17 protein-coding genes and 1 tRNA gene are annotated in these 15,932 nt (G+C 69.5%); 8 read left to right on the top strand and 10 right to left on the bottom strand.

The window, feature by feature from the left end; translation table 11 throughout:
• Positions 1–94: 94 nt before the first annotated feature.
• The 5 genes from lspA to murJ all read right to left on the bottom strand — a co-directional run bounded on the left by lspA (position 95) and on the right by murJ (position 6,355).
• On the bottom strand, positions 95–562 hold the full coding sequence (gene lspA, locus ABYX71_RS01330; RefSeq protein WP_372694177.1) for a signal peptidase II: 468 nt from the start codon (positions 560–562) through the stop codon (positions 95–97).
• Positions 562–3,369, bottom strand: coding sequence for an isoleucine--tRNA ligase (ileS, locus tag ABYX71_RS01335; protein ID WP_372694147.1), 2,808 nt, complete (start codon positions 3,367–3,369; stop codon positions 562–564). The genes lspA and ileS overlap by 1 nt, the downstream gene beginning before the upstream one ends.
• Positions 3,370–3,381: 12 nt before the next feature.
• A complete protein-coding gene (gene ribF, locus ABYX71_RS01340) occupies positions 3,382–4,311 on the bottom strand; it encodes a bifunctional riboflavin kinase/FAD synthetase (RefSeq protein ID WP_372694149.1) in 930 nt (309 codons plus the stop codon).
• Positions 4,312–4,345: 34 nt separating this feature from the next.
• Entirely contained in the window at positions 4,346–4,711 is a 366-nt protein-coding gene (locus ABYX71_RS01345) for a DUF2203 domain-containing protein (protein WP_372694151.1), read from the bottom strand.
• Between the two features lie 120 nt (positions 4,712–4,831).
• Positions 4,832–6,355 (bottom strand): murein biosynthesis integral membrane protein MurJ, encoded by a 1,524-nt coding sequence (gene murJ, locus ABYX71_RS01350; protein ID WP_372694153.1) that lies wholly within the window; start codon positions 6,353–6,355, stop codon positions 4,832–4,834.
• 111 nt (positions 6,356–6,466) lie between these two features.
• Between murJ and rpsT the strand changes: the two genes are divergently transcribed.
• Positions 6,467–6,739, top strand: a complete 273-nt coding sequence (gene rpsT / locus ABYX71_RS01355; protein ID WP_372694155.1) for a 30S ribosomal protein S20 — start codon at positions 6,467–6,469, stop codon at positions 6,737–6,739.
• Positions 6,740–6,792: 53 nt separating this feature from the next.
• Here rpsT and proB read toward each other — a convergent pair whose 3' ends face one another.
• From proB to rplU, 4 genes are all read right to left on the bottom strand, one after another.
• Positions 6,793–7,911: a glutamate 5-kinase gene (gene proB, locus ABYX71_RS01360; RefSeq protein WP_372694157.1), complete on the bottom strand. Its 1,119-nt coding sequence runs from the start codon at positions 7,909–7,911 to the stop codon at positions 6,793–6,795.
• A complete protein-coding gene (cgtA, locus tag ABYX71_RS01365; protein WP_372694159.1) occupies positions 7,908–8,936 on the bottom strand; it encodes an Obg family GTPase CgtA in 1,029 nt (342 codons plus the stop codon). Before cgtA ends, proB begins: the two co-directional genes overlap by 4 nt.
• 83 nt (positions 8,937–9,019) lie before the next feature.
• Positions 9,020–9,280 carry a 50S ribosomal protein L27 gene (rpmA, locus tag ABYX71_RS01370; protein ID WP_372694161.1) on the bottom strand — a complete coding sequence of 87 codons (261 nt, stop codon included), beginning with the start codon at positions 9,278–9,280 and terminating at the stop codon, positions 9,020–9,022.
• 27 nt (positions 9,281–9,307) lie between these two features.
• Positions 9,308–9,622 carry a 50S ribosomal protein L21 gene (gene rplU, locus ABYX71_RS01375; protein WP_372694163.1) on the bottom strand — a complete coding sequence of 105 codons (315 nt, stop codon included), beginning with the start codon at positions 9,620–9,622 and terminating at the stop codon, positions 9,308–9,310.
• A gap of 159 nt (positions 9,623–9,781) precedes the next feature.
• Between rplU and ABYX71_RS01380 the strand changes: the two genes are divergently transcribed.
• The 4 genes from ABYX71_RS01380 (at position 9,782) to ABYX71_RS01395 (ending at position 13,266) form a co-directional block, all read left to right on the top strand.
• Positions 9,782–10,759: a polyprenyl synthetase family protein gene (locus ABYX71_RS01380; RefSeq protein WP_372694165.1), complete on the top strand. Its 978-nt coding sequence runs from the start codon at positions 9,782–9,784 to the stop codon at positions 10,757–10,759.
• A gap of 50 nt (positions 10,760–10,809) precedes the next feature.
• Positions 10,810–10,886 (top strand) — tRNA-Pro (locus tag ABYX71_RS01385).
• A gap of 68 nt (positions 10,887–10,954) precedes the next feature.
• A complete protein-coding gene (locus tag ABYX71_RS01390; RefSeq protein ID WP_372694167.1) occupies positions 10,955–12,232 on the top strand; it encodes a nucleotide sugar dehydrogenase in 1,278 nt (425 codons plus the stop codon).
• Between the two features lie 26 nt (positions 12,233–12,258).
• Positions 12,259–13,266 carry an NAD-dependent epimerase gene (locus ABYX71_RS01395; RefSeq protein WP_372694179.1) on the top strand — a complete coding sequence of 336 codons (1,008 nt, stop codon included), beginning with the start codon at positions 12,259–12,261 and terminating at the stop codon, positions 13,264–13,266.
• Positions 13,267–13,271: 5 nt separating this feature from the next.
• Here ABYX71_RS01395 and ABYX71_RS01400 read toward each other — a convergent pair whose 3' ends face one another.
• Complete coding sequence (locus tag ABYX71_RS01400) at positions 13,272–13,889, bottom strand: L-threonylcarbamoyladenylate synthase (RefSeq protein WP_372694169.1); 618 nt, start codon at positions 13,887–13,889, stop codon at positions 13,272–13,274.
• A gap of 115 nt (positions 13,890–14,004) precedes the next feature.
• Between ABYX71_RS01400 and ABYX71_RS01405 the strand changes: the two genes are divergently transcribed.
• From ABYX71_RS01405 to ABYX71_RS01415, 3 genes are all read left to right on the top strand, one after another.
• Positions 14,005–14,739 carry an inner membrane-spanning protein YciB gene (locus tag ABYX71_RS01405; RefSeq protein ID WP_372694171.1) on the top strand — a complete coding sequence of 245 codons (735 nt, stop codon included), beginning with the start codon at positions 14,005–14,007 and terminating at the stop codon, positions 14,737–14,739.
• Entirely contained in the window at positions 14,736–15,020 is a 285-nt protein-coding gene (locus tag ABYX71_RS01410) for a BolA family protein (protein ID WP_372694173.1), read from the top strand. The genes ABYX71_RS01405 and ABYX71_RS01410 overlap by 4 nt, the downstream gene beginning before the upstream one ends.
• A gap of 86 nt (positions 15,021–15,106) precedes the next feature.
• On the top strand, positions 15,107–15,932 hold an 826-nt coding region (locus ABYX71_RS01415), incomplete at its 3' end, for an alcohol dehydrogenase catalytic domain-containing protein (protein WP_372694175.1).

Here is a 15,932-nt window from a genome sequence, read left to right on the forward strand (position 1 = left end):
AAGCGAAAAAAGCCGGGCATGTCCCGGCTTTTTTCGTTGCAGGCCCATAACGGAAAAAGGTGCGTGAGGGTGCGGGCAACCCGGATCGGGCGGATTACGCGGTGTGCCGTCCGCTACGCCAGGCGCCCCACGCGAACAGCACGGCACCGACGCAGATGGCACTGTCGGCGAGGTTGAAGGCGGGCCAGTGCGCGCTGCCGACATAGACATCGAGAAAATCGACCACGTGCCCCCACCGCAGACGGTCGATGAGATTGCCGATGGCGCCGCCGAGTATCAACGCCAGTGCGGTCGCCGTGAGGCGCTCGTGTGGCGGAGTCCGACGCAGCATCACGACGATCACCACGCTGGCCAGCATCGCCACCCCGGCGAAGAACCACCGCTGCCAGCCACCGGCGCCCGCCAGAAAGCTGAACGCCGCCCCACGGTTGAACGCCAAGGTCAGGTTGAACCCAGGCAGCAGGTCGACCACCTGGTGAGGGTGCAACCAACGTAGAACGGCGGCCTTGCTGAGCTGGTCGAGAACCAGGACCAGCGTGGCCAGCGCCAGGCGCGTGCCCATCAAGCGAAACACCGCTGTTCTCCGTTGCCGGCGACGTTCTCCACGCAGCGGCCGCACAGCTCCGGGTGGTCGGCGTGGCGCCCGACGTCGTCGCGGTGATGCCAGCAGCGCACGCACTTCGGATGCGTACACGCGCTCACCACTACCCAAAGACCGCTTTCATCGGCCACCGCATGCGCGGGCCGCTGGTCCGCCGGGTGCAGGCGTGCATAGGAGCAGATGAGCGCGAAACGCAGCTCGTCGCCGAGCGTGCGAAGCAGCGTCGCGTCGGTTCCGTCGACGTACAGATCCACCTCGGCATCCAGTGCCGAGCCGATGTCACCGGCGACACGCAGGCGTTCCAGCTGGCGGTTCACCGTGTCGCGGATGGCGCGTACACGGTCCCAGGCCGCCATGGTGAGCGGCTCGGCGTCCTCCGCCGGCAGCGCAGGGGGGGCGTACCAGGTGGTGAGCAGGACGCTGTCGGTCCGGTCGCCGGGCATGCAGCGCCAGATCTCTTCGGCGGTGAAGCTCAGAACCGGCGCCAGCCAGCGCACCAGCAGTTCCAGGGCGTGGTACATCGCGGTCTGCGCCGAGCGGCGTGGATGGCCGTCGGCCTGGCCGGTGTATTGGCGGTCCTTGATCACGTCGAGATAGAACGCGCCCAGGTCGACCGCGCAGAAATGGTGGATCTTGCGGCTGACCTCGTGGAACTGATAGGCCGCGTAGTCGTCGCGCAGGTCGGCGTCGAGGGCGCCGGCGCGGCGCAGCAGCCAGCGGTCCAGCGCCACCAGGGCCTCGGGCGCAAGCGCGTCCGTCGCCGGGTCGAAGCCGGCGAGGTTCGCCAGCAGAAAGCGCGCGGTGTTGCGCAGGCGCCGGTAGGCGTCGGCGTTGCGGCTGAGAATTTCGTCCGAGATGGACATCTCGGCGCTGTAGTCGGTGCTGGCCACCCACAGGCGCAGCACGTCGGCGCCAAGCTGGTTGATGACCTTCTGCGGCGCGATCACATTGCCGGCGGACTTCGACATCTTCTTGCCGGCGGCGTCTACCGTGAAGCCGTGCGTCAGCACGCCGCGATAGGGCGCGTGGCCGTGCAGCGCCACCGAGGTGAGCAGCGACGAATGGAACCAGCCACGGTGCTGGTCGGAGCCTTCCAGATACAGCTCGGCCGGGTAGCCGAGCTCCGGGCGGCGCGCCAGCACGCTCTGGTGCGTGACGCCGGAGTCGAACCACACGTCCAGAATGTCCGGCACCTTCTCGTAATCGGCCGCCTCGGCGCCCAGCAACTCGGCCGGATCGAGCTCGAACCAGGCCTCGATGCCGCGCTGCTCGATGCGCTGCGCGACCGCCTCGATCAGCGCGTCGCTGCGTGGGTGCAGCTCGCCGGTGACGCGGTGCACGAACAGCGCGATCGGCACCCCCCACACGCGCTGGCGCGAGACGCACCAGTCGGGCCGGTTCGCGATCATGCCGTGGATGCGCGCCTCGCCCCAGGCGGGTGTCCACTGGGTTTGCGCGATGGCGGTCAGCGCCTTGCCGCGCAGGTCGGCATGCGCCATGGAGATGAACCACTGCGGGGTCGTGCGCGTGATGGTGGGCGTCTTGTGGCGCCAGCAGTGCGGGTAGCTGTGCTGCAGCGGCCGGTCGGCGAGCAGGGCGCCGCGTTCGCGCAGCAGCTCGATGAGCGTCTTGTTGGCGGCAAACACCTGCAGGCCTTCGACATGCGGCGTGCCGGGCAGGAAGCGGCCGTCGCTGCCGACCGGGTTGTAGACCTTGAGGCCGTAGACCTTGCCGGCCGCAAAGTCGTCGGCGCCGTGGCCGGGCGCGGTGTGCACGGCGCCGGTACCGGCCTCGGTGGTGACGTGATCACCCAGGATCACCGGCACGTCGAGGTCCAAGAACGGATGACGCAGCATCAGGCCTTCCAGCGCCGCGCCGGTGCAGCGACCGACCGGGCGCGCGCCGGCCAGGTCGTAGCGCGTGAGGGCGGTTTCGGCCAGCTCGGTGGCCAGGATCAGGCGCTCGCTGCCGGTGTCGTACAGCCCGTACTCGATCTCGGCGTTCAGCGCCACCGCCTGGTTGGCCGGCAGCGTCCACGGCGTGGTGGTCCAGATCGGCAGGCTCAGCGGCCGGTCGTCACCGGAGGCGCCGAAGGCCGCCGCCGCCCTGGCGCGGTCCAGCACCGCGAACCGCACGTCGATGGCCGGTGAGGTCTTGTCCTGGTAATCGACCTCGGCCTCGGCCAGCGCCGAGCGGCAGTCAAGACACCAGTGGACCGGTCGCTCGCCCTTGTAGAGGTAGCCGCCGGCGATGATGCGGCCGAGCGCGCGCAGGATGTCGGCCTCGGTCTGCGGCGCCATGGTCAGGTACGGGTCGTCCCAGTCACCGATCACGCCCAGGCGCTCGAAGTCGCCGCGCTGGCCGGCCACCTGCCGGGCGGCGTAGTCGCGGCAGGCGGCGCGGAACTCGCCCGCGCTGACCTTGGCGCCGGGCTTGCCGAGTTTTTTCTCCACCATGTGCTCGATCGGCAGGCCGTGGCAGTCCCAGCCGGGCACGTAGGGTGCGTCGTCACCGTCCAGGGTCCAGGACTTGACGATGATGTCCTTCAGGATCTTGTTGACGGCGTGGCCGATGTGGATGTCGCCGTTGGCGTACGGCGGGCCGTCATGCAGCACGCGCCGCGGCCGGCCGGCCCGCTCGCGGCGCAGGCGCGCGTAAATGTCCAATTCCCGCCAGCGGGCCAGCGTCTGCGGTTCGCGCTGCGGCTGGTTGCCGCGCATGGGAAAGTCGGTCTGCGGCAGGTTGAGTGTCGCTTTGTAGTCGGCCATGTGGGCTTGTTCTCAGGATTGGGCGAACACCGCGCGGGCGGCGCGCACGTCGTCGTCGATCTGACGGCGCAGTGCATCGAGGCTGTCGAAACGCTGTTCGTCGCGCAGGCGCTGCACGAAGGTCACCTGCACCTGCCGGCCGTAAACCTCGCCACTGAAGTCGAGCACATGGACTTCGAGCAGCGGATAGCGGCCGTCGACGGTCGGACGCCAGCCGAGGTTGGCCACCGCCGGCAACGGCGTGGCGGCCAGTCCCGTCACGCGCACGGCGAACACACCGCGCAGGCTCACCGCCCGGCGGTGCAGCGGCAGGTTCAGCGTCGGGAAGCCGAGCGTGCGGCCACGGGCGTCGCCGTGGCTGACGCGTCCGTGCAGGGTGTAGGGGCGGCCCAGCAGGCGCGCGGCGCCGTCCAGATCGCCGGTGACCAGGTGCTGGCGCACGGCGGTGCTGCTGACCCGTTCGCCGTCCAACTGCAGCGGCGGCACCACCTCGACGCCGAAGCCGGCCGTGGCGCCGACAGCATGCAGGTAGTCGGTGTCACCCTGGCGCCGATGGCCGAAGCGAAAGTCCGGCCCGACCACGAGCTGTCGTACACCGAGCCCCTGCACCAGCAGTCGATCGACGAACGCCTCGCGCGGCATGCCGGCCAGGCGCGCGTCGAAGTGCAGGCACAGCACGCCGTCCACGCCAAGCGCCGCCAGCGCGGCCACTTTTTCGCGCAGGCGCATCAGGCGTGGCTTGGCCGCCTGCGGGCGAAAGAACTCCAGCGGTTGCGGCTCGAACAGCACCACCCGCGCCGGCAGCCCGCACGCCGCGGCGTGCTCGCGCAGGCGGCCGACGATGGCCCGATGGCCCAGGTGGACGCCGTCGAAATTGCCGATGCTGGCCACGCAGCCGTGGTGCGCGGGACGCAGGTTGTGCAGGCCGCGGATCAGTTCCACACCGGGCTTCCGTGGTCGGTGGCGTGGGCGGCGCTCAGTAGCGCGCCCAGTCCGGGTCGAGGGTTTCCAGTACCTCGCGCAGCGGCCGGCGGCCGGCGAAACCCTCGTCGTAGCCGTGGTAGTGCCCCAGCGTCAGTTCCGGATATTTCCAGCACAGATAGCCGTCGCCGGTGTCGAAATCGACCAGCCACAGCCCCTTCACCACCAGACCCAGGCGCCGCATCTTGTTGACCCAGGCGTTGACGATGGTCTGGTAGCGTTTTTCGGCCGCCTGCAATTCGATGGTGCGCCGCGGCAGCACCTTCAGCTGGCGTTGCACCGGTGCCAGTTCCTCGGCGGCGCGCTGGGTGATGCCGCGTACCAGCGGGAACAGGGTCTGCGCCTCGGCGAGGCTGAACACCCGCGGGTCCTGTGGTGATCCGATACGGAGAAAGTCGCTGTCCACGTGGGCTTTGTCGATGCGTCGGAGCAGTTTCTGGAGTCGGTTGGCGGTCCACGGCGTGCCGCAACAGCGTCGGTGTCATGGCCGGCGCAACGAGGTCAGCGGCAGGCGCAGGGCCAGCAGCACGGCACCGTAGCTGAACAGGCCGGCGAGCACCCAGGTCATCAGGTGCAGGCCACGTTCGGCGGCGCTGCGCGCAAGCCAGACATCCAACGTGCCGCTGCCGAGCCACAGCAACAGCGTCATGACGGCCGTGGCAGCGGCCACCCGGCACAGGAACTGGCGCCAGCCAGGTTGCGGGCGGTACACGCCGCTGCGCCGCAGACCGCGCAGCAATAATAACGCGTTGAGGTAGGCCGCCAAGCTGGTGGCGGCGGCCAGTCCGGCGTGCTGCAGCGGCCACACCAGCACCAGGGTGATGCCGATATTAGCCAGCATGGCGGCAACGCCGATGCGCATTGGCGTGCGTGTGTCCTGGCGGGCGTAGTACCCCGGCGCCAGGACCTTGATGGCCATGAAGGCCACCAGGCCGGGCGCAAAGGCCCACAGCGCCTGCCGCGCCATGTGTACCGAGTGGGTGTCGAACGCCCCGTAGTGGAACAGCGTTCCCAGCAGCGGACCGGCCAGTACGCCCAGTGCCGCCGCCGCGGGCAGACCCACCAGCACCACCCAGCGCAGGCCCCAGTCCAGCGTGCGAGAGAAGGCCTGTGGGTCGTTGCCGGCATGCTCGCGTGACAGGCGCGGCAGGATGACCGTGGCAAAGGCGATGGCCAGCACGCCGAGCGGAAACTCGACCAGACGGTCGGCGTAGTACAGCCATGACACGCTGCCGGTGGCCAGGAACGAAGCGACGATGGTGTCGAACATCAGGTTGATCTGGGCCACCGAGGAACCGAACACGCCCGGTCCCATCAGCGTCAGGATGCGGCGCACGCCGGGGTGCGAAAAACCCACACGGGGGCGCACCAGGTTGCCGGTGGCGCGCAGCGACGGCAGTTGCCACAGCAACTGCAGCAGGCCGCCCACCACCACGCCGATGGCCAGTGCCAGCACAGGCACGTCCAGGCGCGGCGCCAGCCACACCGCCGCCGCGATCATCGCCAGGTTCAGGAACAGTGGCGTGAGCGCCGGCGCGAAATAGCGGCCGAAGGTGTTGAGGACGCCGCCCACCGCCGCTGCCAGCGACACCAGCGGCAGGTACCAGAAGGTGACGCGCAGCAACGTGCCGGTGAGCGCGCCACGTTGCGGGTCGTCGCCGAAGCCGGGCGCCAGCAGCCACACCAGCAGCGGCGACGCCAGGACCGCCAGCAGCGCCGTGCCCAACAGCACGGCGCCCAGCGTGCCCAGGGTGTGTGCCACCAGGTCGCGTACCTCGGCCGGTTCGCGTTGTGTCCGGTACTGCGACAGCACCGGCACGAAGGCCTGTGAGAAGGCGCCCTCGGCGAACAGGCGCCGCAGGAAGTTCGGGATGCGGAAGGCGACGAAAAAGGCGTCCGCCGCCGGACCGGCCCCGAAGGTGGCGGCGATGACCATGTCCCGCACGTAGCCGAGGACACGCGAGCTGCTGGTGGCGACGGCCACCGAGGCGGCTGAGCGCAGCATGTCCTAGGCTGCCCGTGCCGGGCCGGGATTGACAAAGCGCGTTCGTGTGCGCATAGTTCGCAACCTTTTTTTCGCCTTCGACGTTTCGTCGTCCATCGTAGGGATCTCGCCTTGGCAAACAGCCCGCAAGCCATCAAACGCGCGCGTCAGAGCGCCGACCGACGCGCCCACAACATGAGCCGCCGTTCGGCGCTGCGTACTGCCGTCAAGCGTGTGCTGACGGCCATTCGTGCCGGCGACGCCGACACCGCCAGTGCCAGCTACAGCGCGGCCGTGCCGCTGCTGGATCGCATGGCGGCCCGTGGCCTGATCCACAAGAACGCCGCCGCGCGTCACAAGAGCCGCTTGAACAAGCGCATCTACGCACTGCGTCAGAGCGCCTGAGAGCCGTTTCGGCGCCGGCCGCCTGGCGGCCGGCGTGGTTGCCTGCCGCGGCGTCACACCAGTACCAGGTTGTCGCGGTGGATCAGTTCCGGTTCGTCGATGTAGCCGAGCACCTCGGCAAACCGGGTGCTGGGCAGGCCCCTGATCCGTTGCGCCTCCTCGGCGCTGTAGTTGCACAGCCCGCGGGCGATCTCGCGCCCGTCGGGTGTCACGCAGGCGACCAGGTCGCCGCGCCGAAAATCCCCGTCCACTGCCACCACGCCGACCGCCAGCAGGCTGCGTCCGGCCTGGCGCAGACTCCGTTCCGCACCGGCATCCACGTGTAGGCGGCCGCGCACGCGCAGGTTGCCCGCCAGCCAAAGCTTGCGGGCCTGCAGGGGCTCTTGCTCCGGCAGCAGCAGTGTGCCGATGTCGGCGCCGGTCGCCAGGGAAGTCAGTACACCGTCGATGGCGCCGCCGACGATCCAGGTGGCGGCGCCCGAGCGCGCGGCCAGACGCGCCGCACGCAGCTTGGTCAGCATGCCGCCGCGTCCGAGCCGGCCGCCGGTGCCGGCCATGGCGTCCAGTGCCGGGTCCGCTGCGTGTGCCGTCGCCACGCGCTGTGCCTGCGGATCGACGGCGGGGTCGGCGCTGTACATGGCGTCGCGGTCGGTCAGCAACACCAGCAGCTTGGCCTCGATCAGGTTCGCCACCAGGCCGCCCAGGGTGTCGTTGTCGCCGAAGCGCAGTTCGTCGAAGGCGACCGTGTCGTTCTCGTTGACGATCGGGACCACGCCCAGATCCAGCAGTGTTCGCAGGCTGCTGCGTGCGTTCAGGTAGCGGCGTCGGTCCGACAGGTCGTCGTGCGTGAGCAGCACCTGCGCGGTGTGGATGCCGTGGCGCTGGAAACAGCTTTCCCAGGTCTGAACCAGCCCCATCTGGCCGACCGCGGCGGCCGCCTGCAGGTCATGAATGGCCTCCGGGCGATGCGACCAGCCAAGCCGGCGCATGCCCTCGGCCACCGCGCCGGAGGACACCACCACCACCTCGCGGCCGTGGGCGCGCAGCTGCGCCAGTTGCGCCACCCAGCCGGCGATGGCCGGCTGGTCCAGGCCGGTGCCACCGGCGGTCAGCAACGCGCTGCCGATCTTCACCACCCAGCGTCCGCTGCCGGCGTAGGCAGCGCGGCTCATGGCTCCGCCTGGGCGGTGTTTTGCTCGAGGTGCTGCATCACGGCCTCGCACAGGGCCTGGCAACCGTTGCCGGTGGCCGCCGAAATGACGAACAGCGGGCCGTTCCAGTCCAGTTCGGTGGCGACGGCCGCGGCGCGTTCGTGTGCCTCATCGGCCGGCAGCAGGTCGGCCTTGTTCAGCACCAGCCAGCGGGGCAGTGCCGCCAGGTCGGGGTCGAAGGCCTCGAGTTCGGCGACGATCTTGCGCGCTTCCTCGGCCGGCTTGCTGGCCGGGTCGGCGGGCGCCAGGTCGAGCAGGTGCAGCAGCAGGCGGGTGCGCGACAGGTGACGCAGGAACTGCGTGCCAAGGCCGGCGCCGGCGGCCGAGCCCTCGATCAGGCCCGGGATGTCGGCCATCACGAAGCGCCGCAGCCGGTCCACCTCGACCACGCCCAGTTCCGGGTTGAGGGTGGTGAACGGGTAATCGGCAACCTTCGGCCGCGCCTGCGACACGGCCGACAACAGGGTGGACTTGCCGGCGTTGGGCGCGCCCAGCAGGCCGACGTCCGCCAGCAGGCGCAGTTCGAGTGCCAGGCGGCGCTGCTCACCGGGCTTGCCGGGGCTGGTCTGGCGCGGGGCGCGGTTGATGCTGCTCTTGTAGCGCGTGTTGCCGAGGCCGTGAAAGCCGCCGGCTGCCACCTTCAGGCGCTGGCCGTGGCGGGTCAGGTCGCCGATCAGTTCCTCGGTGTCGGCGTCACGCACCACGGTGCCGACCGGCACCTTGATGTCGCAGTCGGCACCGGAGCGGCCGGTACGGTTGCTGCCGGCGCCAGCCTGGCCGCTTTCCGCATTGAACTGGCGCTGGTAGCGGAAGTCGCTGAGGGTGCTCAGGCCCTCGTCGGCGACCAGATAGACGCTGCCGCCATCGCCGCCATCGCCGCCGTCCGGCCCGCCGAAGGGGATGAATTTCTCGCGCCGGAAGGCGAGGCACCCGTTGCCGCCCTTGCCGCCGGTAACGGTGATGGTGGCTTCATCGACGAATCGCATGGCGACAACCCAGGCATTACAAACACAAAACCCCGCCGAGGCGGGGCTTTGCTACCGGCCGCGCCGGGGTATGGCAGTCCGTGTCAGACAGCCGGTTCGACGCTGATGAACCGGCGGTTCTTCTGGCCGCCGGTGTGGAAGCGTACCTGACCGTCGACCAGTGCAAACAGCGTGTGGTCACGCCCGATGCCGACGTTGTCACCGGCATGGAAGGCAGTGCCACGCTGGCGTACCAGGATGTTGCCGGCCAGTACCTGCTGACCGCCGAAGCGCTTGACGCCCAGGCGCTTGGAAATGGAATCGCGGCCGTTGCGGGAACTGCCGGCGGCTTTTTTGTGTGCCATGGCTGCTAGGGCTCCTTGAGCGTGGTGTTACGGGGCGCCGATGCCGGTGATGGCGATTTCGGTGTAGTGCTGGCGGTGGCCCATCTGCTTTTGATGGTGCTTGCGCCGGCGGAACTTGATGATGCGGATCTTCGGATGCCGGCCGACGGCGCGCAGTTCGGCGGTGACCGTTGCGCCCTCGACGTAGGGCCGACCGACTTTCACTTCGCCGCCGGCGCCGACCATCAGCACCTGGTCGAAGGTGAGCGTGTCGCCGACCGCGCCGGGCAGCTTTTCAACCTTCAGCACGCTGCCCTGTTCAACCCGGTACTGCTTGCCGCCGGTTTCGATTACCGCAAACATGGAATTCCCCGATGCCGATGTCGGCCCAGGCGGTGCTACCACCCGGCCAAGAAAAAGGGCGAGAATTCTATTCCCGCTGCGGGCGCAGGGTCAAACGGCTTGACACCCGTGGTGCCCGAAACCTAGCATCCGCCGGCTTTCCAGGGCCCCTGTCCGCGCATGACCGCCACTTCTCTTGCCACCTTGCTGGCGCCGGCCGCTGCCGACATGGCTGCCGTCAACGCCCTCATCGAACAGCGTCTGCACTCGTCGGTGCCGACCATCGATCAGTTGTCCGGCTACATCATCCACAGCGGCGGCAAGCGCCTGCGGCCGGTGATGGCGGTGCTGGCGGCGCGCGCCTGCGGTTACGAGGGCGAGCGGCATCATCTGCTGGCGGCCGTGGTCGAGTTCATTCACACCGCCACCCTGCTGCACGACGACGTGGTGGACGAGTCGGACCTGCGCCGCGGGCGGCAGACCGCCAACAGCCGCTTCGGCAACGGACTGTCGGTGCTGGTTGGCGACTTCCTGTACTCGCGTTCGTTCCAGATGATGGTGGAACTGGGGCTGGCCGAGGTGATGGACGTGCTGGCGGGCGCCACCAATCGGATTTCCGAAGGCGAGGTGTTGCAGTTCCTGAACCGCCGCAACATCGACGCCACCCCCGACCAGTGCCTGGCCATCGCCCGCAGCAAGACCGCCACCCTGTTCGACGCGGCTGCCCGTTGCGGCGCCCTGCTGGCCGGTCAGCCGCCGCAGCGCCAGCAGGCGCTGGGCGATTACGGCCTCAACTTCGGCCTTGCCTACCAGCTGGTGGACGACCTGCTCGACTACCAGGGTGATGCGGCGCGCATCGGCAAGAACCTGGGTGACGACCTGGCCGAGGGCAGCCCCACGCTGCCGCTGGCCTATGCGCTGCAGCATGGCGACGCGCGGCAGGTGCAGGTGGTGCGGGAAGCCCTGCGCCAGGGCGGCGTGCCGGACTTTGCCGCGGTGCTCGACGTGATTGAATCGACCGGGGCCATCGCGTACACTGCGCGGCTCGCGCGGACCTACGCCGAGCGTGCCGAAGCGGCGCTCGACGGCTTGCCCGACTCGCCGGCCTTGCAGGCGTTGCAGGGTCTGGCACGGTTTGCGGTTTCCCGGGATTTCTAGACGTTTCCTGTGATCGCCCCTGGTGGCGACCGCAGCACGAGTGTCGCAATCGGGGTGTAGCTCAGCTTGGTAGAGCACCGTCTTCGGGAGGCGGGGGCCGGAGGTTCGAATCCTCTCACCCCGACCAATTGCGATCTTCCTGGCCTGTCCGGCGCCTCGCCGGTGCGGCTGCCCCCGGCGCGCTGACGACCGGGTATGACGTTTCCCTTGCAGTTGGCACAGGCGCGGATCGGGGTGATGGGCCTCGGTTACGTGGGCCTGCCGCTGGCCGTGGCCTTCGCCCGGCAGTTGCCGACACTCGGCTTCGACATCGACCGGCAGCGCATCGCCGCCCTGAAGGCGGGCCATGACAGCACCGGCGAGGTCGATGCCGACACGCTGGCCGCGTCCTGCGTGGGCCTGAGCGCCGACCTCACGGACCTGGCCGCCTGCAACACCTTCATCATCACCGTGCCGACGCCGGTGGATGCGCACCGGCGGCCCGATTTCGGCCCGCTGCTGGCGGCCAGCCGCGCTGTTGGCCAGGTCATGTCCCCCGGCGCGGTGGTGGTGTACGAGTCCACCGTATATCCGGGCGCCACCGAAGAAGTGTGCGTGCCGGTGATCGAGCGCGAGTCGGGCCTGGTCTGCAACCGCGATTTTTTCGTCGGCTACAGCCCCGAGCGCATCAATCCGGGGGATCGCGAGCACCGGCTGGAAACGGTGACCAAGATCACCGCCGGCTCGACGCCGGCCGCGGCCGATTACATCGACGCCCTCTACGGCACACTGACGCGGACCCACCGTGCCAGCAGCATCCGCGTGGCCGAGGCGGCCAAGGTGATCGAGAACACGCAGCGCGACCTGAACATCGCGCTGGTCAACGAACTGGCGCTGATCTTCAATCGGCTGGGTATCGACACCGGCGAGGTGCTGGAGGCGGCGGGGACCAAGTGGAACTTCCTGCCGTTCCGGCCGGGCCTGGTCGGCGGACACTGCATCGGCGTCGATCCGTACTACCTGACCTACAAGGCACAGGAGATCGGCTACCACCCGGAGATCATCCTGGCCGGGCGCCGCATCAATGACGGCATGGGCCGTTACGTGGCCGAGCGCGTGGCGCGCCTGCTGGTGCGCCGGCGCCTGCCGGTGGCCGGCGTGCGGGCACTGGTGCTCGGCATCACGTTCAAGGAGAACTGTCCGGATGTTCGTAACACGCGCGTGGTAGACGTGGTGCGTGAACTCGAGGATCTGGGCATGACGGTGGATGTACACGACCCCTGGGCCGACCCCGCGCAGTGCGAGGCGGAGTACGGCATTCGCCTGTGCGCGCAGCCGCAGCCGGCCGCCTACGGCGCCATCGTGCTGGCCGTGGCGCACCGGCAGTTCGCGGCGCTGGACGGCCCGTCGCTGGCGGCGCTGAAGGCGCCGCAGGCGGTGGTCTACGACATCAAGTCGGTGCTGGCGCGCAACCTGGTGGACGAGCGGCTGTGAGCAGTCACGACGGGGCCCTGCCGCCCATGCGCATCCTGGTCACCGGCACCGCCGGTTTCATCGGTTCGGCGGTGGCCGAGCGCCTGCTGGCGCAGGGGCACGAGGTCATCGGCCTGGACGAGGTCAACGACTACTACGACGTCAACCTGAAGCTGGCGCGCCTGGCGCGTCTGACGCCGCACGCCAACTTCACCGAGGCGCGCATCCGCCTGCAGGACCGCGGCGCCATGGAGCGCCTGTTCGCCCAGGCGCGCCCGCAGCGGGTCATCCACCTGGCCGCGCAGGCCGGCGTGCGGTACTCGCTGACCCACCCGCATGCCTATGTCGACGCGAACCTGGTCGGCTTCATGAACATTCTGGAAGGGTGCCGCCACGGCGCGGTGGAGCACCTGGTGTATGCCTCGAGCAGTTCGGTGTACGGCGCCAACACCAAGCTGCCGTTCTCCGAGCACGATCTGGCCGATCACCCGGTCAGCCTGTATGCCGCCACCAAGCGTTCGAACGAGCTGATGGCGCACTGCTATGCCCACCTGTACGGGCTGCCGGTCAGTGGCCTGCGGTTCTTTACCGTCTACGGGCCGTGGGGCCGGCCGGACATGGCCCTGTTCCTGTTCACCCGCGCCATCCTGGCCGGAGAACCGGTGGACGTGTTCAACGCCGGTCACCACCGGCGCGACTTCACCTACATCGACGACATCGTCGAGGGCGTGCTGCGCGTCACGGCGCGGGTGGCCGCGCCCGATCCGGCCTGGGACGGCGGGCGGCCGGACCCGGCCACCAGCACGGCGCCGTTTCGCATCTACAACATCGGCAACAACCGGCCGGTGGAACTGCTGCGTTACCTGGAGGTGCTGGAGGCGTGTCTGGGTCGCAAGGCCGAGAAACGTCTGTTGCCGATGCAACCGGGCGACGTGCCGGAGACCTGCGCCGACATCGACGACCTGGCCGGTGACGTCGGCTACCAGCCGGCCACGCCGGTGGAGGTGGGCGTGCGCCGTTTCGTCGACTGGTACCGAGACTACTATCGGGTGTAGGTGCCTCAGGCGCCGAAGCGCGACAGGTCGCCCTTGCCGGGCCGGATCACCTGCGGCACGCCGTCCTCGAACGCCACCACGGTGCTGACCTGGTAGTCGCACGGGCCCGCGTCCAGCAGCAGGTCGATGTGCTTTCCCAGACGCTCGGCAATGTCGTCCGGGTCGACCAGCGGAAACTCATCGTCCGGCAGTTGCAGTGTGCTCGACAGCAGCGGCGCGTCGCGCAGCGCCAGCAGACCGAGCGGCACCGCATGGTCGCTGATGCGGATGCCGGCCGCCCGGCGGCGGTCCTGCAGGCGCTTGGGCACCTCGCGCGTGGCCGGCAGCACGAAGGTGTACGGCCCCGGCGTGCTGGCGCGCAGCAGGCGGTGTTCGGCGGTGCCCAGCGTGGCGTAGGTGGACACCTGCGACAGGTCACGGCACAGCAGCGTGAACGGGTGCTGACCGTCCAGGCGGCGCAGGGCGCGGATGCGCTCCACGGCGGTCTTGTCGGTCGGCTCGCACAGCAGCACGTAGCTGCAGTCGGTCGGGCAGGCCAGCAGCGCCCCGCGGGCGAGTGCCTCGGCGGCCTTGCCGAGCAGGCGTTGCTGCGGATTGTCCGGGTGCACGTGAAAGCGCTGCATGGGTCACGCCGGTGGCGGTGGTGGTCAGGCGCGGCATGGTAGCGTTATCCCCTCGTTCTCGCCGAGGCGCTTCGCCCGGCGGAAGTGGCCTTAAGCAATCCCGAGGTTGGCTGGCGTGAAGCTGTTGTTCGATTTCCTGCCCATCGTGGTGTTCTTTGTCGCCTACAAGGTGGCGGGCATCTACTGGGCCACGGGCGCCGCGGTGGCGGTGTCGGCCTTGCAGATCGCCGCGCTGCGCGTCGGTCGCCGGCCGGTGGACAGGACGCAGTGGTTCAACCTGGCGCTGCTGGCGGGTCTGGGCGGGCTGACCATCGCCCTGCGTGACGAGCGCTTCATCATGTGGAAGCCGAGCCTGATCAACTGGGCGTTTGCGCTGGCGTTCGCCGCGAGCCTGCTCGGACGCATGCCGCTGGCGGAGCGCCTGCTGGGCGGACAGCTGGCGCTGCCGCGTGCGGTGTGGCGGCGCCTGACGGTCGGCTGGGTGGCGTTCTTCCTGCTCAGCGGCGCGCTCAACGCGTACGTCGCCTTCGTCTACCAGGTCACGCCCGATCGTCTCGACGCCGGGCAACAGGCCGTCTACCAGCAGGTGGCGGTCGATGACGCCCGTTATGTCGACGCGGTCGAGGGCAAGGAATGGGCACAGCTGGCCCCGGAACAGCAGGCTGCCGTGGCGGCACTCACGCCGGCGCAGCGCCAGGCCGCCTATCTGCACAAGCTGCACCAGGATCTGTGGGTCGACTTCAAGCTGTTCGGCCTGCTCGGCCTGACGCTGGCGTTCGCCCTGGCGCAGGGCGTGTACCTGAGCCGTCATCTGCCGCCGGCCACGGCGGGCGGGGAGTCGGCGGCATGAGTGACGCCACTGACCGGCCGCAGCGCATCCGGGTGTGTCTGGAGACGGCGTTTGCACCGACCCGGCTGGAGTTGATCGATGACAGCCATCGTCACGCCGGCCATGCCGGTGCGCGCGAGGGGGGGCATTTCATCCTGCGCATCGCGGCCCCGGCGTTCGCCGGCAAACGGCCGCTGGAGTGTCACCGGATGATCTATGCCGCCCTCGGCGAGCTGATGCGCACCGACATTCACGCGCTCAGCATCGAGTTGCTGCCGCCGGGGTTGGACGGCGCGGACTAGCGCCTCGGGTCGAGACCGTGCCGTGAACGCAGAACGTCACGCACGGGGTGACGCCTGACAGGGCGCATGCGAGGAGGAGTGACGGGATGACACAGCGAATCGGCAAACGGGCGGTGTTGGTGGCGGCCAACGCGCCGCTGGAGATCTGGCAGCGGCCGGTGGCGGATCCGGCCGCCGGCGAAGTGCTGGTACGCCTGACCCACGGTGGGGTGTGCGGTACCGACGTGCATTTCTGGCGCGGCGAGGTGCCGCTGCCGGGTCCGGTGGTGCTCGGGCACGAGGGCGTGGGTGTGGTCGAGGCACTCGGTGCCGGCGTGGGCACCGATTACGCCGGCAGTCCGCTGGCGGTGGGCGACCGCGTTTATTGGCAGCCGGTGGCACCGTGCCAGCGTTGCCACGCCTGCACGGTGCTGGGTGACGTGTCGATGTGTGAGAACGCCTTCGCCGGTGTGTTCGGCGATGCGGGCGGGCCGACCGCGGCCAGCTATTGCGACTTCGCCACGCTGCGTGCCGGGCTGCCGTTCTATCGCGTGCCGGACGACACGCCGTCAGACGCGGTGATTGCGCTCGGCTGTGCGTTGCCGACGGTGCTGCAGGGCATCGAACGGCTGGAGGGCATCCGTCCGGGGATGAGTGTGGTGGTGCAGGGTTGCGGTCCGGTCGGCCTGGCGGCGACGCTGCTTGCGCACCTGTCCGGTGCCGCGCCGCTGATCGTCATCGGCGCGCCGCAGCGGCGCCTGGCGGTGGCGCGGCAGTTCGGTGCCACCGACACCCTGGACATGGACGAGCTGCCCGATGCCGCGGCGCGCGCCGCGCGGGTGCGCGAGCTCACCGGCGGGCGCGGCGCCGACGTGGTGATCGAGGCCGCCGGCGCGGTGCCGGCCTTTGGCGAAGGCCTGCAGCTGGTGGCCC

It is taken from the genome of Immundisolibacter sp. (genome assembly GCF_041625615.1).
Classification (GTDB): Bacteria; Pseudomonadota; Gammaproteobacteria; order Immundisolibacterales; family Immundisolibacteraceae; genus Immundisolibacter.

Excerpts from the sequence above, each read along its gene's own strand:
- ABYX71_RS01410 (WP_372694173.1), top strand. The coding sequence starts at position 14,736 with ATGAGTGACGCCACTGACCGGCCGCAGCGCATCCGGGTGTGTCTGGAG.
- ABYX71_RS01400 (WP_372694169.1), bottom strand. The coding sequence starts at position 13,889 with ATGCAGCGCTTTCACGTGCACCCGGACAATCCGCAGCAACGCCTGCTC.
- lspA (WP_372694177.1), bottom strand. The coding sequence starts at position 562 with ATGGGCACGCGCCTGGCGCTGGCCACGCTGGTCCTGGTTCTCGACCAG.
- murJ (WP_372694153.1), bottom strand. The coding sequence starts at position 6,355 with ATGCTGCGCTCAGCCGCCTCGGTGGCCGTCGCCACCAGCAGCTCGCGT.
- proB (WP_372694157.1), bottom strand. The coding sequence starts at position 7,911 with ATGAGCCGCGCTGCCTACGCCGGCAGCGGACGCTGGGTGGTGAAGATC.
- ileS (WP_372694147.1), bottom strand. The coding sequence starts at position 3,369 with ATGGCCGACTACAAAGCGACACTCAACCTGCCGCAGACCGACTTTCCC.
- rpmA (WP_372694161.1), bottom strand. The coding sequence starts at position 9,280 with ATGGCACACAAAAAAGCCGCCGGCAGTTCCCGCAACGGCCGCGATTCC.
- cgtA (WP_372694159.1), bottom strand. The coding sequence starts at position 8,936 with ATGCGATTCGTCGATGAAGCCACCATCACCGTTACCGGCGGCAAGGGC.
- ABYX71_RS01390 (WP_372694167.1), top strand. The coding sequence starts at position 10,955 with ATGACGTTTCCCTTGCAGTTGGCACAGGCGCGGATCGGGGTGATGGGC.
- rplU (WP_372694163.1), bottom strand. The coding sequence starts at position 9,622 with ATGTTTGCGGTAATCGAAACCGGCGGCAAGCAGTACCGGGTTGAACAG.
- ABYX71_RS01380 (WP_372694165.1), top strand. The coding sequence starts at position 9,782 with ATGACCGCCACTTCTCTTGCCACCTTGCTGGCGCCGGCCGCTGCCGAC.
- ABYX71_RS01395 (WP_372694179.1), top strand. The coding sequence starts at position 12,259 with ATGCGCATCCTGGTCACCGGCACCGCCGGTTTCATCGGTTCGGCGGTG.